Source organism: Microtetraspora malaysiensis, from assembly GCF_050947145.1.
GTDB classification, from domain to species: Bacteria; Actinomycetota; Actinomycetes; order Streptosporangiales; family Streptosporangiaceae; genus Microtetraspora_A; species Microtetraspora_A malaysiensis.
On the sequence record NZ_CP191998.1, the window covers coordinates 5,503,865 to 5,525,789 of the forward strand.

Here is a 21,925-nt window from a genome sequence, read left to right on the forward strand (position 1 = left end):
CGCTGCGCGAAGCACGTCTCCCGTCTTTTGACCACGTCGCAATCACTGATGCCGATCACTCCCCTTGGAGCATCATGACCGTCAGGACCTCTCGCCCGGGGACCCGCCAGGCCGGCCTCTTCGGGCTCCTGTTCCTCGCCAACACCGCGATGTTCGCCGTCTACTTCGGGGTGGGCGGCCCGCTCGTGCAGACCGCCGTCGAGGCCGCCGACCCCGTCAGCAAGGTGTCCAACGCCGGCATCGTCGCCGCGGTCAGCGCGATCTTCGCCACCCTGTTCAACCCGATCGGCGGCGCGCTCTCCGACCGCACGCGCTCCCGGTTCGGCCGCCGCAACCCCTGGCTGCTGGGCGGCGCTCTGGGCGCCTTCGCCGCGCTGTGGTTCCTCGGCACGGCCGGCAGCATCGTCGTGATCCTGGTCGCCTGGTCGATCGCCCAGGCCATGATGAACCTCTTCCAGGCCGCGCTCACGGCCATCGTCCCCGACCGCGTGCCCAGGGAACTGCGTGGCACCGCCTCGGCCGTCGCCGGCATCGCCACCTCGATCGCGGCCATCGTCGGCACCCAGGTCGCGGCCACGTACATCGGCTCGGTCGCGGGCTACCTGCTGCTGGGCGGGGGCGTCGTCGCGGCGGCGGTACTCCTGGTGCTCTTCAGCCGGGATCCCCGTCCCGGGGAGTACGAGGTCGTGGTCAGGGAGCGCAGGAAGCCGCTCGCCGCGCTGGCGGACTTCGTGTCCGCCCTGAAGCACCGCGACTTCATGTGGGTGTTCGTCGGCCGCGCGCTAATGAACCTCAGCTATTTCATGGTGCTGATGTTCCAGCTCTACATCCTCCAGGACTACATCCCGCTCCCCCCGGGCGTGACAGCCGTCGGAGGCGTGGCGACCCTGACCATGGTCAACACGATCGCGTCCGTCATCGCCACCCTGATCGGCGGGCCGCTGGCCGACAAGCTGCAGCGCTATCGGATGTTCGTGTTCATCTCCAGCGCGGTCACCGGGCTGGCCACGCTGATCCTGCTGCTGTCGCCCACCTGGACCGGAATGATGATCTTCATGGCCGTCAACGGGGTGAGCTTCGGCGCCTACTACGCCGTCGACACCGCCCTGGTCACCCTCGTCCTGCCCAACCCGGAGAGCGCCGCCAGGGACCTGGGGGTGCTCAATGTCGCCAATGCCGGGCCGCAGATGATCGCGCCGCTCGCCGCCGCGCTCTTCATCGGCCTGGGGGGCTACCCGACGCTTTTCATCGCGTCCGCCGTGGTGGCGATCGTAGGGGCGCTGACCGCGCTCCCCGTCAGGTCGGTCCGCTGAGCCGTACTGTCGGGATCGGGGCGACGACCGTGGCGACGCCGCGTCGCTTCGTCGTCGGCCCCAGACCATCTCCGCCGAGGAGAGCGAAGTGTCTGACGCTGCGCTCGCCGCATCGGTCGCCGCCGCGCGGGCGGTGGCCCTCGCGGCGAGCACAAGCCGCATGGAGTGCTATCCGGAGACCGATTGGCGGGCTCTCAGAAGGGAGAGGAAGGCGCGGAACAGCCCCGGCATGTCGATCTCATCGGGGGCGAGCAGCCACTGGAGCTGGAGTCCGTCCATCACCGCGAACATCAGCGGCGCGGCCTGCTCGGGCGTGAGGCCGGCGGGCAGCTCGTCGCCGAGTTCGGCGCGGATCACCTCGGCCATCCAGGCGCGGGAGGTTCCGTAGCGCTCCTTGAAGAAGTCCCTGGCCGGGTGGTCCTCGATCACGCTCTCCGCGGAGAGCACGGTGAAGGACTGCACGATGCCACGGCGCTGCGCGTTGTACTCGACCAGTGCGGCCACGGTGTCCAGCGTGATCGCTCCTCCCTCACCGGGCAGCACGAGCACGTCCAGGTTGCGCTCGTCGCGCAGCCGCAGAACCTCGGCGAGCAGCCGGTCCTTGCTGGGGAAGTAATGCAGCACACCCTGCTGGCTGAGGCCCACCCGTTCGGCGATCGACGCGATCGACGCCCCCGTGTAGCCGCGTTCGGCGAACACGTCGAGCGCGGCCAGCAGGATCTCCTCCCGCCGGCTCTCACGTGATCCTCGGCGCCGCACCATGCGTCAACTCCTCTCGTCGCGCCGAGCCTAACGCGATCAGTGGACATAACGATTACATATCGCAACCTACCGACTATTCGGTAGTCATGGGCATACTCCGGAGGAAGCGGGTCACGGCAAGGTCCAGGGAGATCGACGTGATCGTGGACACAGTTCTGGTCACTCATATCGAGGGGGTTCGCTGACCGTGTCGGCAACCGAGCACGACGACATCGTCGAACAGGCGCTGAGCAAACTCGACCTCGACACCAAGGCGCGCATTCTGGCCGGACAGGACATGTGGCGCCTACCCGCGGCGCCCGGCGTCGGCCTGGAGCAGATCGTCATGTCGGACGGACCGATCGGCGTCCGGGGAACCCAATGGACGGCCGACGACCCGTCCATCGCCCTACCGAGCCCGACCGCCCTCGCCGCGACCTGGGATGTGCGGCTGGCCCGCCGCGTCGGCAACCTGCTCGCCCAGGAAGCCCGCCGAAAGGGCGTGCACGTGCTACTGGCGCCGACCGTCAACCTGCATCGCTCGCCCCTCGGCGGGCGCCACTTCGAGTGCTACTCCGAGGATCCGGTGCTGACCGGCGAGATCGCCGCCGCGTACGTCACCGGAGTGCAGGAGGGCGGCGTCGCCGCCACGGTCAAGCACTTCGTGGCCAACGACTCCGAGACCGAGAGGATGACCGCCAACGTCCTGATCGGCGAACGCGCCCTGCGCGAGCTCTACCTGGCGCCCTTCGAGCTCGTGGTGAAGAAGGCGGGTCCGTTCGGCGTCATGGCGGCCTACAACAGCGTCAACGGCCCCACCATGACGGAACACGACGAGCTGCAGAACAGAGTCCTGCGCGGCGAGTGGGGGTTCGACGGCGTCATCGTCTCCGACTGGACCGCCGCCCGCGACACAGTCCGCGCCGCGCTCGGCGGGCTCGACATCGCCATGCCCGGCCCCATCACCGTGTACGGCCCGGCGCTCGCGGCGGCCGTACGGGCCGGCGAGCTGGACGAGGAGGTCGTGGACGAGCATGCGCGCCGGGTGCTCACCCTGGCCCGCCGGGTGGGCGCCCTGGAGGGCGCGCCCCGAACCGACCCCCTCCCGGCCGTCGACGGGGAGGTGCTGGCCCGCGAGGTCGCGGCGGCGTCATTCACCCTGCTGCGCAACGACGGCGTGCTGCCGTTCGGCCCGGACACGAGCGTGGTCCTCATCGGAGGAGCGGCGAAGGAGGCCCGCGTGATGGGCGGCGGCAGCGCCCAGGTCTTCCCCTCCCATATCGTGTCGCCGTACGAGGGGCTCGTCTCCGCGGGAGTCCCGATGGCGTACGCCCGCGGCGCCGACCCGAGCGACCGGCTCAATCCGGCGCGGTTCCCGCTGCGCGCGGTGTGCCGGGGTGAGGACGGGCGGGTGCTGGGTGACGTCCCGCTGCCCGAAGGGGTGATCCAGTGGCTCGGCGAGATGCCGGACGGCGTCGCCTTCGCGGAGCTGCGCGGCGTCGAGATCACCGGCACGTTCACTCCCGAGTTCGGAGGCGTCCACCGGTTCTCGATCGAGGGGGTCGGCCGCTTCCGGCTCATCGTCGGGGGGCGGACCCGTTTCGACGAGACGATGGCCCCGGAAGGCGCCGACCCGGTCGCGGTGTTCATGGCGCCGCCACGCACGGTCGTCGACGTGGAGCTGGCCGCCGGCGAGCCGGTGGACGTCCGCCTCGAACACCCGGTGCCTCGGTCCGAGCTGCTGTCGTTCCCCTTCGTCGGCGCCACCCTCGGTCACCGGGAACCGTCGCTCGGCCCGGACGAGCTGATCGAGGAGGCCGTACGGGCCGCCGCGGCGGCGGACGTCGCCGTGGTCGTCGTGGCGACGACGAAGGAGGTGGAGAGCGAGGGCTTCGACCGCACATCGCTGAAGCTGCCCGGCCGCCAGGACGAGCTGGTGTCCCGGGTGGCCGCCGCCAACCCGCGGACGGTCGTCGTGGTCAACGCCGGCTCACCGGTGGAGATGCCGTGGCGGGACGAGGTCGCGGCCGTCCTGCTCACCTGGTTTCCCGGGCAGGAGGGCGGCCACCCGCTGGCCGACGTGCTGCTCGGCCGCACCGAGCCGGGCGGCCGCCTGCCGACCACCTGGCCCGCGGTGCTGGCCGACTGCCCGGTCATCGACGTCACCCCCGTCGACGGCATGCTGCGCTATGAGGAGGGCGTCTTCGTCGGCTACCGCGCCTGGGAGCGGTCCGGCAGGGCTCCCGCCTTCGAGTTCGGAGCGGGCCTCGGATACACGACCTGGCACTACGAATCCGCCGAGTACGCCGACGCGACGCTCACCGTCCGGGTGCGCAACACCGGCGACCGCCCCGGCCGCGAGGTGGTGCAGGTCTACCTCGCGCAGGCGACGCCCGACGAGTCCCGGCCCGCACGCTGGCTGGCCGGGTTCGTCGTCGCCGAGGCCGGCCCCGGCGAGACCGCCGAAGTGTCCGTGGAGATCCCGCGCCGCGCGGCCGAGGTTTGGAGCCCGGACGGGTGGCGCCTGGTATCCGGGGACTACGTGCTCCAGACCGGGCATTCGCTCGACGACATCCGCCTCACCACGGCCCTGACCCTTTAGGAGACACAGCGAGGTTCTCCCGCCGGAGTCGTGGCACTCGGCGTGCTGTCCACTCACTGACGGCCCGCCCCGTCCCCGGCGGCGTGATCTCAGGTGGAGTCGCGCTCGACCAGGGTGTGGCTCCACAGGGCGAGCGGGCGCCGCGTGGTCTCGCCGTTCTTGACGATCTCCTCCACGGTCTGGGCGAGCACGGCCGGAGCGGTGGTGACGTCGAGACGGACGGTGGTCAACCGGGGGCGCAGCAGTCGCGCCAACGGCAGGTCGTCGCACCCCACGACCGCCACGTCACCGGGCACGGAGACCCCGTTGTCGGCGAGCACCGCCATCAGCAGCATCGCGTAGTCGTCGTTGTAGGCGAACACGCCGTGCTTGGCCCGTGCCTGCCCGACGCCGCCCGCGCCCCGCCAGGCGTCCAGCGCCGCGGCGGCCGCGGCCTCGGAGAAGGCCAGGCCCACCTGGGTGTACGGCACGCCGTGCGCGGCGGCCACCCGGCGCACGCCCGCCGCCCGGAGCACGCCCATGTCGCGCAGGCCGTCCTCGGCCGGGACGACGGCGGCCAGAGTGCGGCTGCCGCGGGCGAGGAGATGGTCGGCGGCGGTGGCCCCGATCGCCTCGTGATCCATGGTCATGGTGGAGACCATCTCGGCGGACCTGGCCACACCGCCGATGCCGATCACCGCCTTGACCCCCGCGGCACGCAGCACGTTCACGGCCTGGCGGGTCAGCCGGTCGGCCGGGGCGAGGACCGCGACCGGGCGCAGCCCGGCCCAGGCGCGGGCGGCGGCCACGCCTTTCAGGCGGCGTGCGCCGTACTGGATCATGGTGTATCCGAGCCGGCTGAGCTCGCGATCCAACCCCTCCATCAGGCCGACGGCGAGCGGGCCGTAGGGAATGTCGACCAGCGGCACCAGCACCAGCCCGCTGTGCCCGGTGCGCAGTGTCCGGGCTCCGGCGTGCGGCACGTACCCGAGCCGGTCGGCGGCCTCCCGGACGCGGGACCGCGTCTCGTCGCTGATGCGCATGTCCGAGCGATTGTTCAGGACGTACGACACCGTCGCCTGAGAGACGCCCGCCTCGCGGGCGACGTCGAGACTGGTGGGCGGCTTGGCGGACATCGACACCATTCTGGATTACGGCGAGCGGACGTCGACCCGCGCCCCGCCCTTGCCCCCGCGCGCAGACAGTGCTAGCAATGCTTATACGTATAAGCGACCGGCTGTCGGGGATCGACCTGCGGGGGCGCCATCCCGTCGGCGCGGTCGCAATTCGCCGATCATGTTTGTGAGGTAACCGATGTTGCACACCCGCGAATGGGGCTCCGGTGACCGGGTCGCCGTGCTGATCCACGGCATCATGGCCGACTCCCGCTGCTGGTGGCGGGTCGGCCCGGCGCTGGCCGAACGCGGCTACCGGGTCGTCGCGGTGGACCTGCCCGGCCACGGCGACAGCTCGCGCGCGCTGGAGTACACCCCGGAGCTGTACGCGCAGAGCGTGCTGGAGTCGGTTCCGGCGAACCCCGACCTGGCCATCGGCCACTCGCTCGGCGGCCTCACCCTGGCGGTCGCGATCGAGCGGCTCATGCCCGGCCGGGCGGTCTACTCCGACCCGGGGTTCCGCCTGCCCGAGAGCGAGGGCGTGGATCTGGGCGCGATGATGGCCGCCTTCAAGGACCAGACCGTGGAGACGGTGGGGCAGTTCCATCCCGGCTGGTCCGCCGAGGAATGCGCGCTGGAGATCGAGATGCTGGCCAAGTGGGACCCGGCGACCGCGGTGGCGCTGAGCTCGTTCACCGGGACGGACTTCACGCCCGAGCCGGTGGTCCCGTCGCTGGTCCAGCTGGCCGACCCGAGCGATCTGGTCTCCCCCGAGTTCGCCGAGGCCCTCGCCGCGAAGGGCTTCGAGACGCGCGTGGTTAAGGGCGCCGAGCACACGATCCACCGCCACCTCTTCGAGGACTTCATGGCCGGCCTCGAGGGCTGGATCTAAACTGCGAAGCCGCGCCGCCCCGAGCCGCCGAGCCATCTTCAGGCGGTGCCACCGCTCCGTCTGCGGCTGAGCACCGCGGCGATCAGTATGGCCGCCGCCAGGCCGCTGAGCAGCACCGCGGCAAGCGCTCCCAGGACGGCCGGCTCATTGCCGAAGGAGATGCCGACGGCGGCCAGCGCGGGCCCCGCGTTACGCACCGCCGCGACGCTTCCCATAGTGGTGCGGCGCGTCGGCGATCCGGTGGCCAGCACCGTGCCGGCGATGAACGCGCAGACGGCCAGGACGAACCCCGCGAGCAGGGTTCGCGAGCCGAGCAGCGCGACGATGTCGTGCCAGCTGCCCAGGAGCATGCCCGCCAACATGATCAGGAACGTCACGTTCGAGACCTTGGCGGCGACGGGATGCCACGATCGCGCGGTGGGCGGCGCGTAGTGGCGCAGTACCAGTCCGACGGCGAAGGGGACGAGCTGCAGAATGGCCACGGTCCGCACCAGCGCGGCCACGTCGAGAGAGATACCCCCGCCCCCCGCGGCTGCGGCGAGGATGCCGCTGGCCGTCGGCCCGAAGGTGATGCTTCCGGCGGCGGCGAGCAGCACCTGCGTCGCCGCGCCCGCGACCACGTCCCCCTTCTGCACCATGCCCAGTTTCGCCCCCAACGGTCCACCCGGTGACGACGCGACCAGAACCAGCGCTGTCAAGGGCGCCCTGGGAAGGCCGAACAGCGCGGCGACGCCCCAGCCGAGCAGCGGGACGGCCACCAGGTTGGCCGCCAGCGCCAGTAGAAGCAGCGGCGGATTCGCCAGGACGGCACGCAACTCCGGCAGCGTGGCTCCGAGACCGGCGGCGAACATGGTGGTCGCGATGAAGATCACGGTGACCGCGTTGAACAGCAGATGCAGCGTATCCATGAGCCCCTGTCCCCCGATGGCGGCCGTGTCCGGGCGGCGTCCGCCGCCGCGCGTCAGTCTTCGAGATCACCGAGCCAGCGCAGGGCGCTCAGCCCGGGCATGAAGCAGTACTCGCCGCCGCGTGCGACGACGAACCGCGGCAGCGCGCGCAGCCGCCGTCGTACCGGCCGCCGGGGGATCGTGAACTCACCGGCGCCGTCGCCGGCCCCGACTACCGGGTCTCTGGCGTCCCCGGCGCCGAAGAAGACGCCGTCATTCATCCATTGGGACTGGACGAACTCGAACTGCCGCCCGAGGTGTGCTCCGATGAAGGTGAACATCAGCCCGCGGTCGGCCCCGTCGTCCTCCAGGACCCCCTCGGGCAGCGGAGGGCCGTACACGGTGCCGCGCCTGATCATCCGGTGCAGCCGCGGCGCCCCCGCGACCGCGGCGTCCCGAGGGTTGGCCCGGCGGATGTGGCAGCCGGGAGGGGTCGTGAATCCCGCCGGATCGTCCCGCTCGTAGAGGAAACGGTTGTTGCGGCGTGGATCGGCGCCGAGGGCGGGATCGTCACGCAGCGGGCTGAGCGCCAGCGGAGCGCCGCTGCGCCAGCGTCCCATGATCTTGGCCGCGAGCAGTTCCTCGTCGTCGGGACCGGTGGAGTTGTCCTTCAGATAGCGCCGGAACGCGGCGACACGTTGGTGGAGTTTGCGGAAGGCCACGTAGGCGCCGTTGCGTCCCAGCACCTCAGGCTGCGGGGCCTGGACGCCGCCGAGCTCGTCGCGGTAGCCCAGCACGAACTCTCCGGCCTTGAGCGGCGCTTCCAAGGGGTTCGACCCGGCGATTCCGCTGCCTTCGACGGCCGGGTGGCTGATGCCGTCACGGTAGCCGAAGGGCTCGGTCTCGGTCGGCAGCGCGTAGCAGTCCTGCCGCCAGATCGGGACCACACCGGGCAGGTTCCGGAACGCCGGGCGGGCGCGATCGACCGCCGCTTCGAGCTGGGCGCCGTCGGGCGCGAGCGCCACCAGCACCACGTGGACGTCGGGCGTGCCCAGCGGCGGTTCCCAGTTCGCGGGGCCGCTCTCGCCGGCGTCGCCCAGCGCGGTGGCCCGTGCGGCCATTCCCTGCCGGAACTCCCAGGCGAACGTGTCCAAGGACTCCTGCGGCACGCCCAGCGCTCTGAGGCCGGGGCAGGTGAGCGCGATGCTCACCCAGGTCTCGCCCAGGGGACTCATCGAGTCGGTGGCCGCGGTCACCACCTCGCTCATGCGCCGCATCAGCTCCCGCCCCTGCGCGCGGTCGTCGATGCGGAACAGGATGTATGTCGCCGCGTACGGGGTCGGCCGAGGGCTGAGAACCCCGCGCTGGATGTCGTCGAGTTCGAGCGCGGCATGTGTTTGTTCGGTCACGGATAACCTCCTCCCCGCGGCACTACTTGGACGAGACGATGTTTCTCCAGAAGTTGCGCAGGCTCTCGTCGCCGCCGAACAGCGAGCTGAAGATCGTGGAGTCCGCCAGGACTATGTCGCCGCCCCGCGCGCCGGTCGGGGGCATCCACAGGAACATGTTGAACTCGGTGTTGCCGGCCTCCGTGAACGGGTGCGGCTTGGACAGGTCGATCGGCTGCCTGCCCAGCACGTGGACGGCGTCCGGGTCGTCCGTCGTCACGGCGTAGTGCGGCAGGTGCAGGTGGAAGTTGAAGGTCGTCACCCCTTCCAGCCACCCCTTGGTGTCCAGATCCCTCGCGATGGACAGCGGAGCGATCTTGCCCGGTCCCTGTGCCGCGGGACGCAGCCCGTAGCGGTTCTCCACCGGCACTCCGAGCCCCCGCATCAAGGAGCGGGTGTACTCGCCGAACCGCTGCTGGCGGGGGACCAGGAGGTCGCCGTGATGGTGGTACTCCATATCGCGTACGGCGAGGTCGTCGGAGGCCCCGACGTCGTGGTGCGGCCCCAGGACCAGGCAGGTTCCCTCCCGGTCGACGAACTGCCGCAGCGCCTCGATCTCCTCGGGCGCGGCCTCCTGTCCGGTGATCATGTGGTCCAGCCCGAACACGAACAGGGTGTCGGTGTCCGCCAGCACCCGCTCATCCAGCGGAGTCCGGAAGCCGGCCTGATCGATCCGCTGGTACACGGGCACCGGGTGTCCGGTGGTCTCCTCGACGAACTGCTGGAACGGCACCCAGGCCCAGAAGAACAGCTCCAGCGTCCCGGCGATGCCCTGCTGGAACTGCATCGGGTCGGACCACTTCGGGTCCTCGTACGCGGGCCAGGCCACGCGCCGGACCTCGGTCATGGTGGAGAACCGGTTGTCGAGCTCTGCCGGGTTCCGGCCGGCCTCGGCCGGGTAGCTCCACGCGACGTAGATGCTCACGCGTCGGCGTCCGGGGGTGTAATCGCGCGGCACATGGTTCTGGTTGTAGGTACGGGCGGTCCTGAACTCACTCATCACGTCTCCGATCTACAGGGGTATGTGGGCGGCGGGGTCGAATATCACTGCAGCTGGTCGAGCATCTCCGACAGAGCGCTCTTGATCCGCAGCGCCTTTTTGACTTCGTCGGCGGTGACGTACGGGTATTCCCCGTACTCGATGAAGCTCGGGCAGTGGTGCGCGCGAACGAATCTGATGAACGCCTCGGGATTGGTTCTCCAGTCCTCGGGAAATCCCTCGAGGTTCTCGAAAGCCGTGCTCACGCCCGACTTGGTGAACAGCGCGATGGCGTCTTCGGTGTATTTGTCGAAGTCGGTGTCGAAGATGCCCTGGTACATGAAGCGGGTGTCGTCGTCGAAGAGCACCCAGCGCAGATAGTGCAGCTTGAGCGGCGCGAGAAGGTACGGATCGCCCTCCAACGCCTTGGCGAGCGTGTAGCCGTATTTGCGGATCGCGTCGGCCCGGCCGGGCTTCACTTTCGCGATGATGGTGAACCCATAACACGCCGGGGTCCTCGGAAAGACAGGGCCGTATTTCCCCTGCTCGAGCTGGTCGGTCTCCTTGGGAATGACAACTGCCTGTGGCTTGATTTCCATGCCGGCTCCTCCGTCGTCTATCAAGGGAGGACCCCACACTATGGGACGAATTCAACCGAATCGGCACATCTGCCACCGCATTTGTTGGTGTTTTGGGTGATCGTCTTTTACGTTCCGGAGATCGCCGCAGGGCGGCGTGGCACTCTCAGCCCACCCTGCACCGCCCGCGCCACGCGCAGCTCGCCCGGCGTGTCACCCGCGAGTTCCGGAACCGGTTCCGGGAGGGCGGCTGCGTTCCGCCGTGCGGTGTCCGGTTACCGCTCCGATGCTCCGTCCGCCTTGGCGGGGGTCTCGCCCGCGCCGTCCATACGCGTTCCCAGTCCGGCGATGAACAGATCGGTCAACCGGGAGATGGCCGTGCCGACCCGCTCATCCGTCCACCGTTCGGGGTCCTCGGTGCTGGCGAAGTAGAAGCCGCGAAGCATCAGGTAGAGAACGTCCGCCGCGAGGTCGGCGTCGGGCACGCCCGCCTCGGCCACGGCAGCGCGCAGCATCCGGTGATGCTCCACGGCATCTTGGCGGAGCAGTTCGAACGCCGCACTGCCCGACTCGGCCTTGGCGGCGACGTCGAGCCATATCTGCCGCACCGCGCGGTCGTGGCCGACGGTGCCCGACGACCAGGCCATGTACGCGCGCAGGCGCTGCGCCCCCTCGTGCGGGTTGACGTGGCTGTCCAGGTCCTCCCGCCATCCGCGTTGGGCGTGGCGGATGGCGTTGACCAGAAGGTCGGAGCGGGTCGCAAGGTAGTTGGTGACCACGGCGGTCGAGCCCCCGAGCTCGGCCGCGACCGCCCGGATGGTGATCGCCCCGGGCCCCTCGCGCTCGGCTACGCGCAGCGTGGCCTCGGCGATCTGCTCCAGACGCTCGGTGATGTCGATCTCGATCGGCATTGGCTGACCACGAATCCTTCGCTGCTGCTGACTTCTCCGGCTGTCGCGCGTGACGACGGCGCCCGCCTGCGCGGGGGAAACGACCCCGGGATTTCGCGGGAAACCGGTTCTTGACGCCCGTCTCGCAGAGCATATAGCTTCCTGCAACAACGTCATACAACACTGTCATACAACAGCGTTGCATCTACCCGCCCCGTCGTCTTCCGTGAGATCCGCGCCGGTGTCCGGCCCGCGCGATTTCACCTGCACAGAGGGGAGTGTCGTCATCACTTCCAGGGCAGCGTCGCGCACACGATCATTAGTGGGGCGACTCACCGCACTTGTCACCACACTGGTCGTGGCCAGCGTGGTCATCTACGGCGCCATGTTCGTCGTACCCGGCGATCCGGCGTCGTTGCTCGTCGGGGGAAGCAAGCCGAATCCCGAGGCGCTGGCTGCGATACGCAGCCAGTTCCACCTCGACGAACCGTTCTGGCAGAGCTATCTCCGATGGCTCGGCGGGGCAGTTCGCGGTGACTTCGGGACGTCACTCGTCTACCGCAGCCCGGTCGGCGACCTCATCACCGCCCGAGCGCTGACCACGCTGCTCCTCGTCGCGTACGCGGCGATTGTGATCATCGTCGCCGGAGTGGGGCTCGGCCTGCTCGCGGGCTGGAAGGAGAGGCACGCCGGCGCCGTCATCACGGTCGCCACGACGGTGATGATGGGCGCGCCCACCTTCGTGATGGCCGTCGTCTTCGTCGCGGTCTTCGCCACTGGACTCGGCTGGTTCCCCGTCTTCGGCGCGGGAAGCGGCCTGGCCGACCGGTTGTGGCATCTGACCCTGCCCGCCTTCGCGCTGGCGTTCTCATGGATCGCCTACGTCGCCCAGGTGACGCGGGCCGCCGTACGCGAAGAGTTGCGTTCGGAGCACGTCGACACCGCTCGCGGTCGCGGTGTCCCGGAGCGGTCGATCCTGCGTCGCCATGTCCTGCGCAACGCGTCGGGGCCGATCCTCACCGTCAGCGGCCTTACCGTCGCCGGACTCTTCGCCGGCACGGCGGTGGCGGAGCAGGCGTTCGGCATCAACGGAGTCGGGGCACTTCTCGTGCAGAGTGCCGCCAAACAGGACCTCGCGATCGTGCAGGCCATCTCACTGGTGCTCGTCGTCGCGTTCGTGGTGGTCAACATGCTGGTCGACGTTGCCAACGCGTTGCTCGACCCGCGGGCCGCGAGGAGGACGGCCGGATGAGCGTCCTCCAACTGGCCGCCGCGCCGGACTCCCCCGAGATCACCTCACGGGCCTCCCGGTTCGGCGCCCTCACCGCCGTGGCGTGCGCCATCGTGACGCTGCTCACCCTCGCCGCCGTGTTCGCGCCGGCCGTCGCGCCGTACGACCCGACGCAGGTCGACCCGTCCGCCGTCTACCAGGGGCCGGGCGGCGCGCATCCGCTGGGCACGGACGACGTGGGACGGGACATCCTGTCCCGGCTGCTGTACGGCGCGCGGGCGAGTCTCCTGGGTCCGGCGATCGTCGTCGCCGTCGCGGCCGTCGTCGGCACCCTCGTCGCCGTCTCCGCCGCCTGGATCGGCGGACGGTTCGACGCGTTCGTCTCGCGCGCCCTGGACGTGATCTTCGCCTTCCCCGGCCTCGTTCTCGCGATCGTCGCGGTGGCGGTCATCGGGCCCGGCCTGATGGCCCCGGCCGCCGCCCTGTCGATCTCCTACGTCCCCTACATCGCCCGGGTGCTGCGAACCGCCGCGATCCGCCAGCGCAACCTTCCCTACATCTCCGCGCTGGAGGTGCAGGGGTTCGGCGCTGCCGCGATCTGTGCCCGGCATCTGGTCCCCAACCTGCTGCCGCTGCTGATCGTGCAGGCGACCGTGGCCTTCGGGTACGCACTGCTCGACCTGTCTGCCGTCTCCTTCCTCGGCCTGGGCACCCAGCCTCCCGCCCCCGAGTGGGGACTGATGGTGGCGAACGGCCAGCCGTCGATCGTCGCCGGCCACCTGGAGCAGTCCTTGTCCGCCGGGCTCACCATCGTCGTCGCCGTTGTGGCCTTCAACCTGCTCGGCCAGGGGTTGTCCAGGACGTTCCTGGGAGACAACCGATGAGCGCCCTGCTGTCGATCGACCAGCTCCGCGTGGAGCTCCCCGCGAAGAAGGACATGCGGACCGTCATCCACGACGTGTCCCTCGACGTCCGGGCGGGCGAGGCGGTCGCCCTGGTCGGCGAGTCCGGGTCGGGAAAGTCCATGACGACGCGGGCGGTGATGCGGCTGCTCCCCGAGGGGGCGCGGCTCTCCGGCGAGATACGGTTCGACGGCGTCTCGATCCCCGGCATGCCCCGGCGTGCGCTGCGCCGGTGGCGGGCAACACGGGTGGGCATGGTCTTCCAGGACCCCCGGGCACACATCAACCCCGTACGGAGGATCGGGGACTTCCTGCTGGAAGGCGTGCGGCTCGACGGGCGGCTCTCGGCCGCGCAGGCCCGGGAGCGGGTCTCCCGGCTAATGCGCGCCGTGGGTGTCGACGACGTCGATCGACGGCTGAGTCAGCACCCGCACGAGCTCTCCGGCGGGCTCCTGCAGCGCGTGATGATCGCCGCCGCGCTGGCCACCGAGCCGGACCTGCTCCTGGCCGACGAGCCGACGACCGCCCTCGACGTCACAACACAGGAGGAGGTCGTGGCGATCATCGACGAGCTCCGCCGCGAGAGAGGCCTCGCCATGCTCTTCATCACACACGACCTCGACCTCGCTGCCGCGGTCTGCGACCGGATCGCCGTCATGTACGCCGGATCGATCGTGGAGGAGCGGCTGGCCGGCGCGCTCACTCCGGACGCGTCGCACCCCTACACCAGGGGGCTCCTGGCCGCGCGCCCCGAGATCGGGCGACGCGAGCCCCGCCTCCGGACGATCGAGGGCCGGCCGATATCAGCGTTCGAGGTCGGCGCCGGCTGCGCGTTCACCACCCGCTGCCCGATGGTGCGCGACCTGTGCCGGCGGGAACGTCCCGCCCCCGCCCGCGTCCCAGGAGGGCGGGTCGCCTGCCACTTCGTCGGGGAGGCCGGATCCCAGGCTGCGGTCGGGGAAGGAGGCGCCCGATGAGCCACCCCGTCCTCGAGGTGCGCGACCTGCGCAAGGTGTACCCCGTCGCCGTCACGGAGGACTGTCCCGACGGCGAGTTCACGGCCCTGAACCGCGAGAGCTTCACCCTCGCGCTCGGCGGTTCCCTGGCCGTCGTGGGCGAGTCCGGCTCGGGCAAGACCACCTGTGCCCGCCTCATCGTGGGGCTCGAACGCGCAACTTCGGGCGCCGTCCTCGTCGACGGGGTGGAACGGGGCCGCGGGCGCATGAGCGCCGCACGTCGCCGGCGGCGGGGGCGTGAGGTGCAGATCGTCTTCCAGGACCCCTATTCATCGCTGGATCCCCGCCAGCGTGTCCGCGACTGTATCGCCGAGGTGCTCACGCTGCACTTCGGCTTGGACGCGCGGGAGCGCGATCGCCGGGTTGCCGAACTGATCGATCAGGTCGGTCTCGACGAGCGGCAGGCGGGCGCCCTGCCGCGCGCACTGTCCGGCGGACAGCGTCAGCGGGTCGCCATCGCCCGCGCCCTAGCCGCGGAGCCGAAGGTCCTGATCCTGGACGAGGCCGTCGCCGCGCTCGACGTGTCGATCCAGGCCCAGGTCCTCAACGTGCTCGCCGACGTCCGCGAGGCCACCGGTGTCGCGTACCTGTTCATCACGCACGATCTGGCCGTCGTCCAGCAGGTCTGCGACAACGTCGTCGTCATGCGCTCGGGCCGCATCGTGGAGCGCGGGCCGGTGGCGGACGTGCTCGAGCGGCCGGCTCATCCGTACACGCGGCGGCTTCTCGCGTCGGTGCCGCGTCCGGGGTGGACTCCGCGACGCCGCACGACCGCCGGTGAGCCGCCGGCCTCGAACGGCCATCCCCCACCCCCCGAATTCGAGACGAAGGAGCCCCTCCAATGAGGGACCGAACCCATCCTCGACACCGCGCCGCGTTCGCGACCGGACGCCCGTTCTACGCGCTCGCCGCCGGCCTGACAGCGTCGTCACTGGCCGCCGGATGCGCGGCCAAGCCGGCCGCGCAGGTTTCGCGAAAGGATCTGGAGAAGTCGGTGACGTACACGACGGCGCCGGGCGACGGGCAACTGGAGCAGTTGACGTGGGCGTTGCCCAACGGGGAGCCGACGTCGCTCGACCCCGCGCTGACCGGCGACTATCCCGGAAGCACCGTCGAAGGAAACCTGTGCGAGGGCCTGGTGCGGATGAACGCCGACTTCTCGATCGAGCCCGGCCTGGCGGAGAAGGTCACCCGCCCCGACGACCGGACGCTCGTCTACGACCTGCGGCCGGGCGTGACGTTCACCGACGGCGACCCGCTCACACCGGAGGACGTCGTCTACAGCCTGGAACGGCACACCAAAGACAAGAAGCTCGGCTCCTTCTGGTCGTCGACGTACGCCTCCGTCACCTCCATCAAACAGACAGGCCCGATGCAGGTCACCGTCAGGTTCTCGCGGCCGAGCGCGATCTTCGAGCAGTCGATGGCCATAGCGGCGGGTCTGATCTCCCAGAAGTCCTACGTCGAGAAGGCGGGCGCCGCCTACGGAACGCCCAAAGGGGGCGTGATGTGCACCGGCCCCTTCGCGCTGGAGAAGTGGGCACCCGGCGCGGAGATCACGCTCACCCGCAACGACCGTTACTGGGACAAGACCCGGGCGGCCAAGACCAAGAAGGTCGTCTTCACGTTCATCAGCGACTCGAGCACGCTGACGAGCGCGCTGCTCGCCGGAGAGGTCGACGGAACGTACAGCCCGCCGAGCACGAGCTATCCCGTGCTCTCCGGCTCCGGGTCGGGCACGCTGTACCTCGGGCCGAGCACCCAGATGGTGGAGCTCCTTCCCGCGCAGAAGACGGGCCCGATGGCCGACGCCCAGGTGAGGAAGGCGCTCGATCTGGCCATCGACAAGACCGCGCTGGTCACGAACGTGTTCGGTCCGGCCGCTGAACCCCTGAACACCATGATCCCGCCGGGCATGTGGGGAACCGGTCCCACCCAGAAGATCTTCGAAGAGGCGTACGCGAAACTGGAGGACACCGCCAAGCCCGACCTGGACAAGGCTCGGGCGCTCGTCGCCGAGGCCGGCCCGTCAAACCGCGCGTTCGTGGCGGCGATGCCCGCCGGCGACCAGACCGCGTTACAGATCCTCACCTTCGTCCAGGCGGCCGCCAAGGACATCGGTCTCACCATGACGATCAGGCAGGTCCAGCCGACGGAATTCTCCGACCTCTTCTACAACGCCGAGCGCCGTAAGAAGGTCGACCTTGTCTACGCCGTGGGCTACAGCGAGTTCGCCAACCCGATCTCCTACCCGGACAACTACGTCCGGCCCAACGGCCTGTTCAACTGGACGGGGTACGACGACCCCAAAGTCCGCCGGCTGATGGACGAGGGACTGCACACGGCCGACGCCCGAAAGTCGGCCGAACTCTTCATCGAAGCCCAAGCCCGCTACACGCCGGAACGCCTCGTCATCCCACTCGCCGCTCCGTACCAGCAGCTCTACATGAACAAGCGCGTCACCGGCGCGCCGGCGTCGTTCGCGTACCTGCAGATGCCCTGGGCGGCCATGATCGGCGCCGTCTAGCCCCCACTCGCGCAGGCCCGCCTCCCGACCGCGGACGCATCGCGGCGCCGGTCACGTCACAGCCGGCGCCGGGTGTCGCCATGCCACCTTCTTCCCCTTTCCCCCATACGAGGAGATTCGGTTCTGTCCATGAGCACCACTTCCACCGGTCTTTCCACCGGCCCGCGCTGGAGCAGCACCCCGGCGCCGATCGACGCACGCGCCGACGCCACGATGCTGCGCCTGCGTGACGGCGTGCGCCTGGCCACGGACGTCTACCTGCCCGAGTCCAGCAGGCGGGACCTGCCGACCGTGCTGGTGCGCCTGCCGTACGACAAGTGCGGGCGCTACACCTTCATGCCGGCGGTCGCCGCCTATCTCAACGCCCACGGTTTCGCGGCCGTGGTCCAGGACGTCCGCGGAAAGTTCCGGTCCGAGGGCGAGCGCTTCCCCTTCGTCAACGAGACCGCGGACGGGCACCAGACGATCGACTGGATCGTCGCGCAGCCCTGGAGCGACGGCACGGTCGGCATGCTGGGAGACTCCTACTACGGCTTCACCCAGTGGGCCGCGGTGTCGAGCGCCCACCCCGCATTGCGCGCGATCGTCCCGCGCGTCACCGGCTCGCGGTTCATGGACATGTTCTCGCCCGGCGTCGTGCCCAAGCTCCCGCTCTACGAGTGGGTCCTGCACACGTTCACGTCGTTCGGCATGCTCGACGGGGCCATCCTGCCAACCGAACCGCTGGCCGGGCTCGACTCGCTCCCCGAATACGCGGCCCACATGGCCGCGTTGCTCAACGATCTCGTCCGCGCCTGCGGCGACGGCACGCTGCTGCGGCGCTCGTTCCCCTCCGGACCGCCCGCCCCGGTCATGAAGCTGCCCGCGCTCCACATGGGCGGCTGGTGGGACAACCTCCAGCGAAGCCAACTCGATGACTGGCGCTGGACCGGCTCGTCCCCGGCGGCGGCGCACCAGTTCCTCCGGATGAACGCGACGGATCACGAGGACCTGGAACTGCGCGAGGACGGCGTCCCGGTCGACGACCACGAGGCCGACGACGACGCGCTCGTGCGCTATCTGCCCAGGATGCTGGATGAGCCCATCCGGTTCCTCGACCACTACCTGTCGGGCCGCGCGGGCCGGTGGCGGGCTCCCCGGGTCCGGTACCGGGTCGCGAACTCCGGCTGGCAGATCGCGGACCGCTGGCCGGCTGGGGACGTCGACCTGGTCGAGCTGCACCTGGCGGAAGGGGAACGGGCGCTGTCCGGGGCGGACGGCGGCGCGCTGCGCCCGCGCACGGAGGGCACGGGCACGAGCGTCTCGTGGACACACGACCCACTCAACCCGGTTCCCTACCTGGTCGCCGTCGAGTGGAGCCAGCTCTCCGGGCTTCCGGACGAGCAGGTCGTCCATGCGCGCGACGATGTGGCGACCTTCACCGGGGAGGCGCAGGACACGCCGTTCGACATCGTGGGGCCGGTGGAGGTCACGTTGACGGTGGACGCCGACGCGCCGTCCACCCACGTGATCGTCCGGTTGCTCGACGTCTATCCCTCCGGGCGGGCGCGCATGGTGCTGGAGGGGGCGGAGATCGCGTCCACCGTGGCCGGTCCGGCCCGGGTACGCGTGCGCCTCGGCGACACCGCCTACCGGGTCCGGCCCGGGCACCGCCTGCGCCTGGCGATCAGCGGTTCGTGCTTCCCGCTCTATCTCGTACATCCCGGCAACGACGAGGATCCGTGGCACGCGTCCTCGTCTCGGGCGGCCCGGCAGACGCTGCGCCTCGGGGGATCGGACGGCGCGGTACTCCGCCTCCCGATCAGAGGACGGCTCGGATGATCCGCCCCGCCGGACCCCACCGGATCCCTTCACCCCACAACGCGACAAGGAGTGTGGCCTCATGACCGATCTCCCCTACCTGCCCGCGACCGAGGCCCTGCGGATGTTCCGATCCCGCGAGCTGTCCCCCGTCGAGCTGATGACCGCCGTCGTGGAGCGGGCCGAGGCCGTCGAACCCCAGGTCAACGCGCTGAGTGAGCGCACCTTCGAGGAGGCCCTCCTCCAGGCCAAGCAGGCCGAGCGCGCCTACGTCGACGGCTCGCCGCGCCCGCTGGAAGGGCTCCCCGTGGCGGCCAAGGACGAGCAGCCGATCGCCGGACGGCCGGCCAGGAGCGGCTCGCTCGCGTACGCCGACCACGTGGCCGAGGTGACCCACCCGGTCGTCGAACGGATCGTCGCCGCGGGCGGCATCATTCACGCCCGCACGACGACGCCCGAGTTCTGCTGTGCCGCGTTCACGCACTCGAAGCTGTGGGGCGTCACCCGCAACCCCTGGAACCTCGACTACTCCCCCGGCGGCTCGTCGGGCGGCTCCGGCGCGGCGCTCGCCTCGGGCACCGCCGCGCTGGCGACCGGCTCCGACATCGGCGGCTCGATCCGGCTGCCCGCCGCCAACACCGGCACGGTCGGCTACAAGCCGCCCTACGGGCGGGTGCCCGTCATGCCGCCGTTCAACCTCGACCACTACTGCCATGAGGGCTCGATGGCCCGCACGGTGGCGGACTGCGCGCTACTGCAGAACGTCATCGCCGGCCCGCACCCGCATGACGTGGTCTCGATCCGCCCCGCCGTCCAGATCCCCGACCGGCTCGGCGACGTGGCCGGGATGCGCATCGCGTACGCGCCGAACCTGGGCGACTGGGAGATCGAGCCGGACATCGCGACCAACACCCGGGCCGTGGCCGACGCACTGCGGGAGGCCGGGGCCGTCGTCGAGGAGGTCACGGTCGGGCTGCGCCGCGCCGACGTCATGCGTGCCACGTTCACCCACTTCGGCGCCGTCTTCGGCCCATCGGTCGGCCAGGTCGCCGCCGAGCACGGCGACACGCTCACCCGGTACGCGCTGGATTTCGCCGCGTACTCTCGCGCCGTTTCGGAGGAGACCGGCGGCTTCCTCGCCGGCCTTGAGCTGGAGGCGGCGATCTACACCCCCATCGGCGAGCTGCTCGACCGCTACGACGCGCTGATCTGCCCGACCACGGGCGCGCCCGGCCTGCGCGCGGGCGAGGAGTACATCGACACCAAGCTCACCGTGAACGGCGTCGAGCTCGACCACTACATGGAATATGTGCTGACGACGGTCTTCAACATCGCCAGCCGCTGCCCAGTGCTCAACGTCCCGTCCGGACGCGCGTCCAACGGCGTGCCGACCGGGGTACAGATCGTCGGCCGCAGCTATGATGACGCCGCCGTCTTCCACATCGGCGCCGCCGTCGAGCGTGTCCGGCCGTGGGTGGTCCGCCCCGAAGCGCTCTAACCCGGGGCCCGGCCGGGATCAGCCCAGGGCGGTACAGCGTGCCTGATTCCGGCGGATGATCGCCACCTTGAGACGGCCTGCCTGGCGTTCCCTACGTGTTCGAGCCGGGGCGGCGCTGCTCGGGACGGCCAGCAACCCCGACCGTTCCTGGGCATCCGCCGCGGCTCCCGCCCCCGAGGCCGTCGGCGAGGCCGGGACGGGGGAGCAGGCCGTGGAGCTGGCCCGCTGCCTCCGGCCCGACCTGGTGCTCATGGACGCCCACCTGCGCGGCATCTTCCGCGAACTCGGTATCACGTCGCGCAGGCGGCTCAGGGACATGCCCGATCTCGGGTGACGCGCCGACGCTGTTGCGGCAGCGGGTGAGGCGGCGGTCGCGCGGGGCGAAGTCGACGCAGTGGCCCTACGCACGGCCAGGAGTGGTCAGTGGCGCGACGTCGCGATCTGCCAGGTGTTGCCCCACTTGTCGCGGACGGTGGCGCGCCGGTCACCCCATGGCATGTCATCCGGTTTGTCCTGCACAGCCGCCCCGGCCGCCACGGCGCGGGCGAAGGCGGCGTCGGTGTCGTCGACGTAGACGATGAGGAAGGCGGGCGTATCCGCGTGCACTCCCCCGCCGTCGCTCACCATGACGAGCGAGTCGCCGAACCGCATCTCGACCGGCCGTTCACCCTGGATCTCGCCCTGAGCGCCGAACACCTCCTTGAGGAAGCCGACAAGCCCGGCCGGGTCGCCGGTGATGATCCTCGGCGTCACGGTCGGCCGCTGCCAGGACTCGGACGTTCCCATCGTCAACACCCTTCGCTCTCTTCTTATGGGACAGGAGGGGGCGGCGCAGGCCGGCTAGATCCGTTTGATCGTGGCGAGCCAGCCGGGCGCACCGTCGGGGTGGCGCCTGGTCAGGACCCGCTCGGGCTCGATGGCGGCGATGCTCCACCCGGAGGAGAACGCCGCCGTCAGCTCTTCCCGGCTGACGGGGTGCGGCCCCGGCTCCGGCCCCTCGTCGCTGAAGCACAGCACGTACAGGGTGCCGCCGTGCGCGGTCACCGAGGCCAGGCCCGAGACGTACTCCGGCCGCTCCTCGCCGTCGAAGGTGTGGAAGAGACCGGAGTCCAGCACCGTATCGAACTCGCGCCCCAGATCCCCCAGGCGTAGCGCGTCCGCCACGGCGAACTCGGCCTCCAGCCCGCGCTCGCGGGCCTTGGCCCTGGCCTGCTCCAAGGCGGTCTCCGCCACGTCCACGCCCAGCACCCGCAGGCCCAGCGAGGCCACGTGGAGGGTGTTGTCGCCGCTGCCGCAGCCCGCGTCGAGCACCGTGCCGGCGAGGCCGCCTCGGGAAGCCAGGCGGACGAGCGCCGGCTGCGGACCATCGATGTCCCACGGCGCGGGGCCGTCCTGGTAGGACGCGTCCCACGGCTCCCCCGACTGCCGCTCGTGACTGGTCGGGCGCCGACCGCCGTAAGGGTCGTCGGCGAGCGTTTTCGATCGCTCGGACAAAACCGTGCCCTCCTTCGGACCTGATCCTTCGGC

20 protein-coding genes are annotated in these 21,925 nt (G+C 70.4%); 11 read left to right on the forward strand and 9 right to left on the reverse strand.

Translation table 11 applies throughout. The features are described 5' to 3' along the window. Positions 1–74: 74 nt before the first annotated feature. Positions 75–1,313 carry an MFS transporter gene (locus ACQP1V_RS26070; protein WP_433412568.1) on the forward strand — a complete coding sequence of 413 codons (1,239 nt, stop codon included), beginning with the start codon at positions 75–77 and terminating at the stop codon, positions 1,311–1,313. 168 nt (positions 1,314–1,481) lie between these two features. Here the strand turns inward: ACQP1V_RS26070 and ACQP1V_RS26075 are convergent, their stop codons facing one another. Then, a complete protein-coding gene (locus ACQP1V_RS26075; protein ID WP_433412570.1) occupies positions 1,482–2,075 on the reverse strand; it encodes a TetR/AcrR family transcriptional regulator in 594 nt (197 codons plus the stop codon). Between the two features lie 187 nt (positions 2,076–2,262). Between ACQP1V_RS26075 and ACQP1V_RS26080 the strand changes: the two genes are divergently transcribed. Further along, the gene (locus ACQP1V_RS26080; RefSeq protein WP_433412572.1) at positions 2,263–4,656 is read left to right on the forward strand and encodes a glycoside hydrolase family 3 protein; all 2,394 of its coding nucleotides are present in this window, start codon (positions 2,263–2,265) and stop codon (positions 4,654–4,656) included. 89 nt (positions 4,657–4,745) lie between these two features. On the opposite strand, the gene ACQP1V_RS26085 is transcribed toward ACQP1V_RS26080, so the two are convergent. Beyond that, positions 4,746–5,771 (reverse strand): LacI family DNA-binding transcriptional regulator, encoded by a 1,026-nt coding sequence (locus tag ACQP1V_RS26085; RefSeq protein WP_433412574.1) that lies wholly within the window; start codon positions 5,769–5,771, stop codon positions 4,746–4,748. Between the two features lie 178 nt (positions 5,772–5,949). Between ACQP1V_RS26085 and ACQP1V_RS26090 the strand changes: the two genes are divergently transcribed. After that, positions 5,950–6,642 carry an alpha/beta fold hydrolase gene (locus tag ACQP1V_RS26090; RefSeq protein ID WP_433412576.1) on the forward strand — a complete coding sequence of 231 codons (693 nt, stop codon included), beginning with the start codon at positions 5,950–5,952 and terminating at the stop codon, positions 6,640–6,642. A gap of 38 nt (positions 6,643–6,680) precedes the next feature. Here ACQP1V_RS26090 and ACQP1V_RS26095 read toward each other — a convergent pair whose 3' ends face one another. From ACQP1V_RS26095 to ACQP1V_RS26115, 5 genes are all read right to left on the reverse strand, one after another. Then, entirely contained in the window at positions 6,681–7,550 is an 870-nt protein-coding gene (locus ACQP1V_RS26095) for a bile acid:sodium symporter (protein WP_433412578.1), read from the reverse strand. A gap of 53 nt (positions 7,551–7,603) precedes the next feature. Continuing rightward, the gene (locus ACQP1V_RS26100) at positions 7,604–8,938 is read right to left on the reverse strand and encodes a Dyp-type peroxidase (RefSeq protein WP_433412580.1); all 1,335 of its coding nucleotides are present in this window, start codon (positions 8,936–8,938) and stop codon (positions 7,604–7,606) included. Positions 8,939–8,960: 22 nt separating this feature from the next. Next, the gene (locus ACQP1V_RS26105) at positions 8,961–9,977 is read right to left on the reverse strand and encodes a hypothetical protein (RefSeq protein WP_433412582.1); all 1,017 of its coding nucleotides are present in this window, start codon (positions 9,975–9,977) and stop codon (positions 8,961–8,963) included. 44 nt (positions 9,978–10,021) lie between these two features. Next, a complete protein-coding gene (locus tag ACQP1V_RS26110; RefSeq protein WP_433412584.1) occupies positions 10,022–10,555 on the reverse strand; it encodes a hypothetical protein in 534 nt (177 codons plus the stop codon). A gap of 254 nt (positions 10,556–10,809) precedes the next feature. Beyond that, on the reverse strand, positions 10,810–11,445 hold the full coding sequence (locus ACQP1V_RS26115; protein WP_433412586.1) for a TetR/AcrR family transcriptional regulator: 636 nt from the start codon (positions 11,443–11,445) through the stop codon (positions 10,810–10,812). Positions 11,446–11,746: 301 nt separating this feature from the next. On the opposite strand from ACQP1V_RS26115, the gene ACQP1V_RS26120 reads away from it, so the two are divergent. From ACQP1V_RS26120 to ACQP1V_RS26155, 8 genes are all read left to right on the forward strand, one after another. After that, positions 11,747–12,676 carry an ABC transporter permease gene (locus tag ACQP1V_RS26120; RefSeq protein WP_433412588.1) on the forward strand — a complete coding sequence of 310 codons (930 nt, stop codon included), beginning with the start codon at positions 11,747–11,749 and terminating at the stop codon, positions 12,674–12,676. Further along, on the forward strand, positions 12,673–13,539 hold the full coding sequence (locus ACQP1V_RS26125; protein ID WP_433412590.1) for an ABC transporter permease: 867 nt from the start codon (positions 12,673–12,675) through the stop codon (positions 13,537–13,539). Before ACQP1V_RS26120 ends, ACQP1V_RS26125 begins: the two co-directional genes overlap by 4 nt. Then, positions 13,536–14,534: an ABC transporter ATP-binding protein gene (locus tag ACQP1V_RS26130; protein ID WP_433412592.1), complete on the forward strand. Its 999-nt coding sequence runs from the start codon at positions 13,536–13,538 to the stop codon at positions 14,532–14,534. The genes ACQP1V_RS26125 and ACQP1V_RS26130 overlap by 4 nt, the downstream gene beginning before the upstream one ends. Then, complete coding sequence (locus tag ACQP1V_RS26135) at positions 14,531–15,418, forward strand: ABC transporter ATP-binding protein (protein ID WP_433412594.1); 888 nt, start codon at positions 14,531–14,533, stop codon at positions 15,416–15,418. Before ACQP1V_RS26130 ends, ACQP1V_RS26135 begins: the two co-directional genes overlap by 4 nt. Next, positions 15,415–17,100 (forward strand): ABC transporter substrate-binding protein, encoded by a 1,686-nt coding sequence (locus ACQP1V_RS26140; protein ID WP_433412596.1) that lies wholly within the window; start codon positions 15,415–15,417, stop codon positions 17,098–17,100. Before ACQP1V_RS26135 ends, ACQP1V_RS26140 begins: the two co-directional genes overlap by 4 nt. Before the next feature lie 129 nt (positions 17,101–17,229). After that, a complete protein-coding gene (locus ACQP1V_RS26145; protein WP_433412598.1) occupies positions 17,230–18,921 on the forward strand; it encodes a CocE/NonD family hydrolase in 1,692 nt (563 codons plus the stop codon). A gap of 61 nt (positions 18,922–18,982) precedes the next feature. Then, complete coding sequence (locus ACQP1V_RS26150) at positions 18,983–20,398, forward strand: amidase (protein ID WP_433412600.1); 1,416 nt, start codon at positions 18,983–18,985, stop codon at positions 20,396–20,398. Positions 20,399–20,465: 67 nt separating this feature from the next. Continuing rightward, complete coding sequence (locus tag ACQP1V_RS26155) at positions 20,466–20,732, forward strand: hypothetical protein (RefSeq protein ID WP_433412602.1); 267 nt, start codon at positions 20,466–20,468, stop codon at positions 20,730–20,732. An 86-nt stretch (positions 20,733–20,818) separates the two neighbouring features. On the opposite strand, the gene ACQP1V_RS26160 is transcribed toward ACQP1V_RS26155, so the two are convergent. Both ACQP1V_RS26160 and ACQP1V_RS26165 read right to left on the reverse strand, forming a co-directional pair. Next, a complete protein-coding gene (locus tag ACQP1V_RS26160; RefSeq protein WP_433412604.1) occupies positions 20,819–21,184 on the reverse strand; it encodes a VOC family protein in 366 nt (121 codons plus the stop codon). Positions 21,185–21,238: 54 nt separating this feature from the next. Beyond that, positions 21,239–21,892 (reverse strand): class I SAM-dependent methyltransferase, encoded by a 654-nt coding sequence (locus ACQP1V_RS26165; protein ID WP_387411781.1) that lies wholly within the window; start codon positions 21,890–21,892, stop codon positions 21,239–21,241. Between the last annotated feature and the right edge of the window lie 33 nt (positions 21,893–21,925).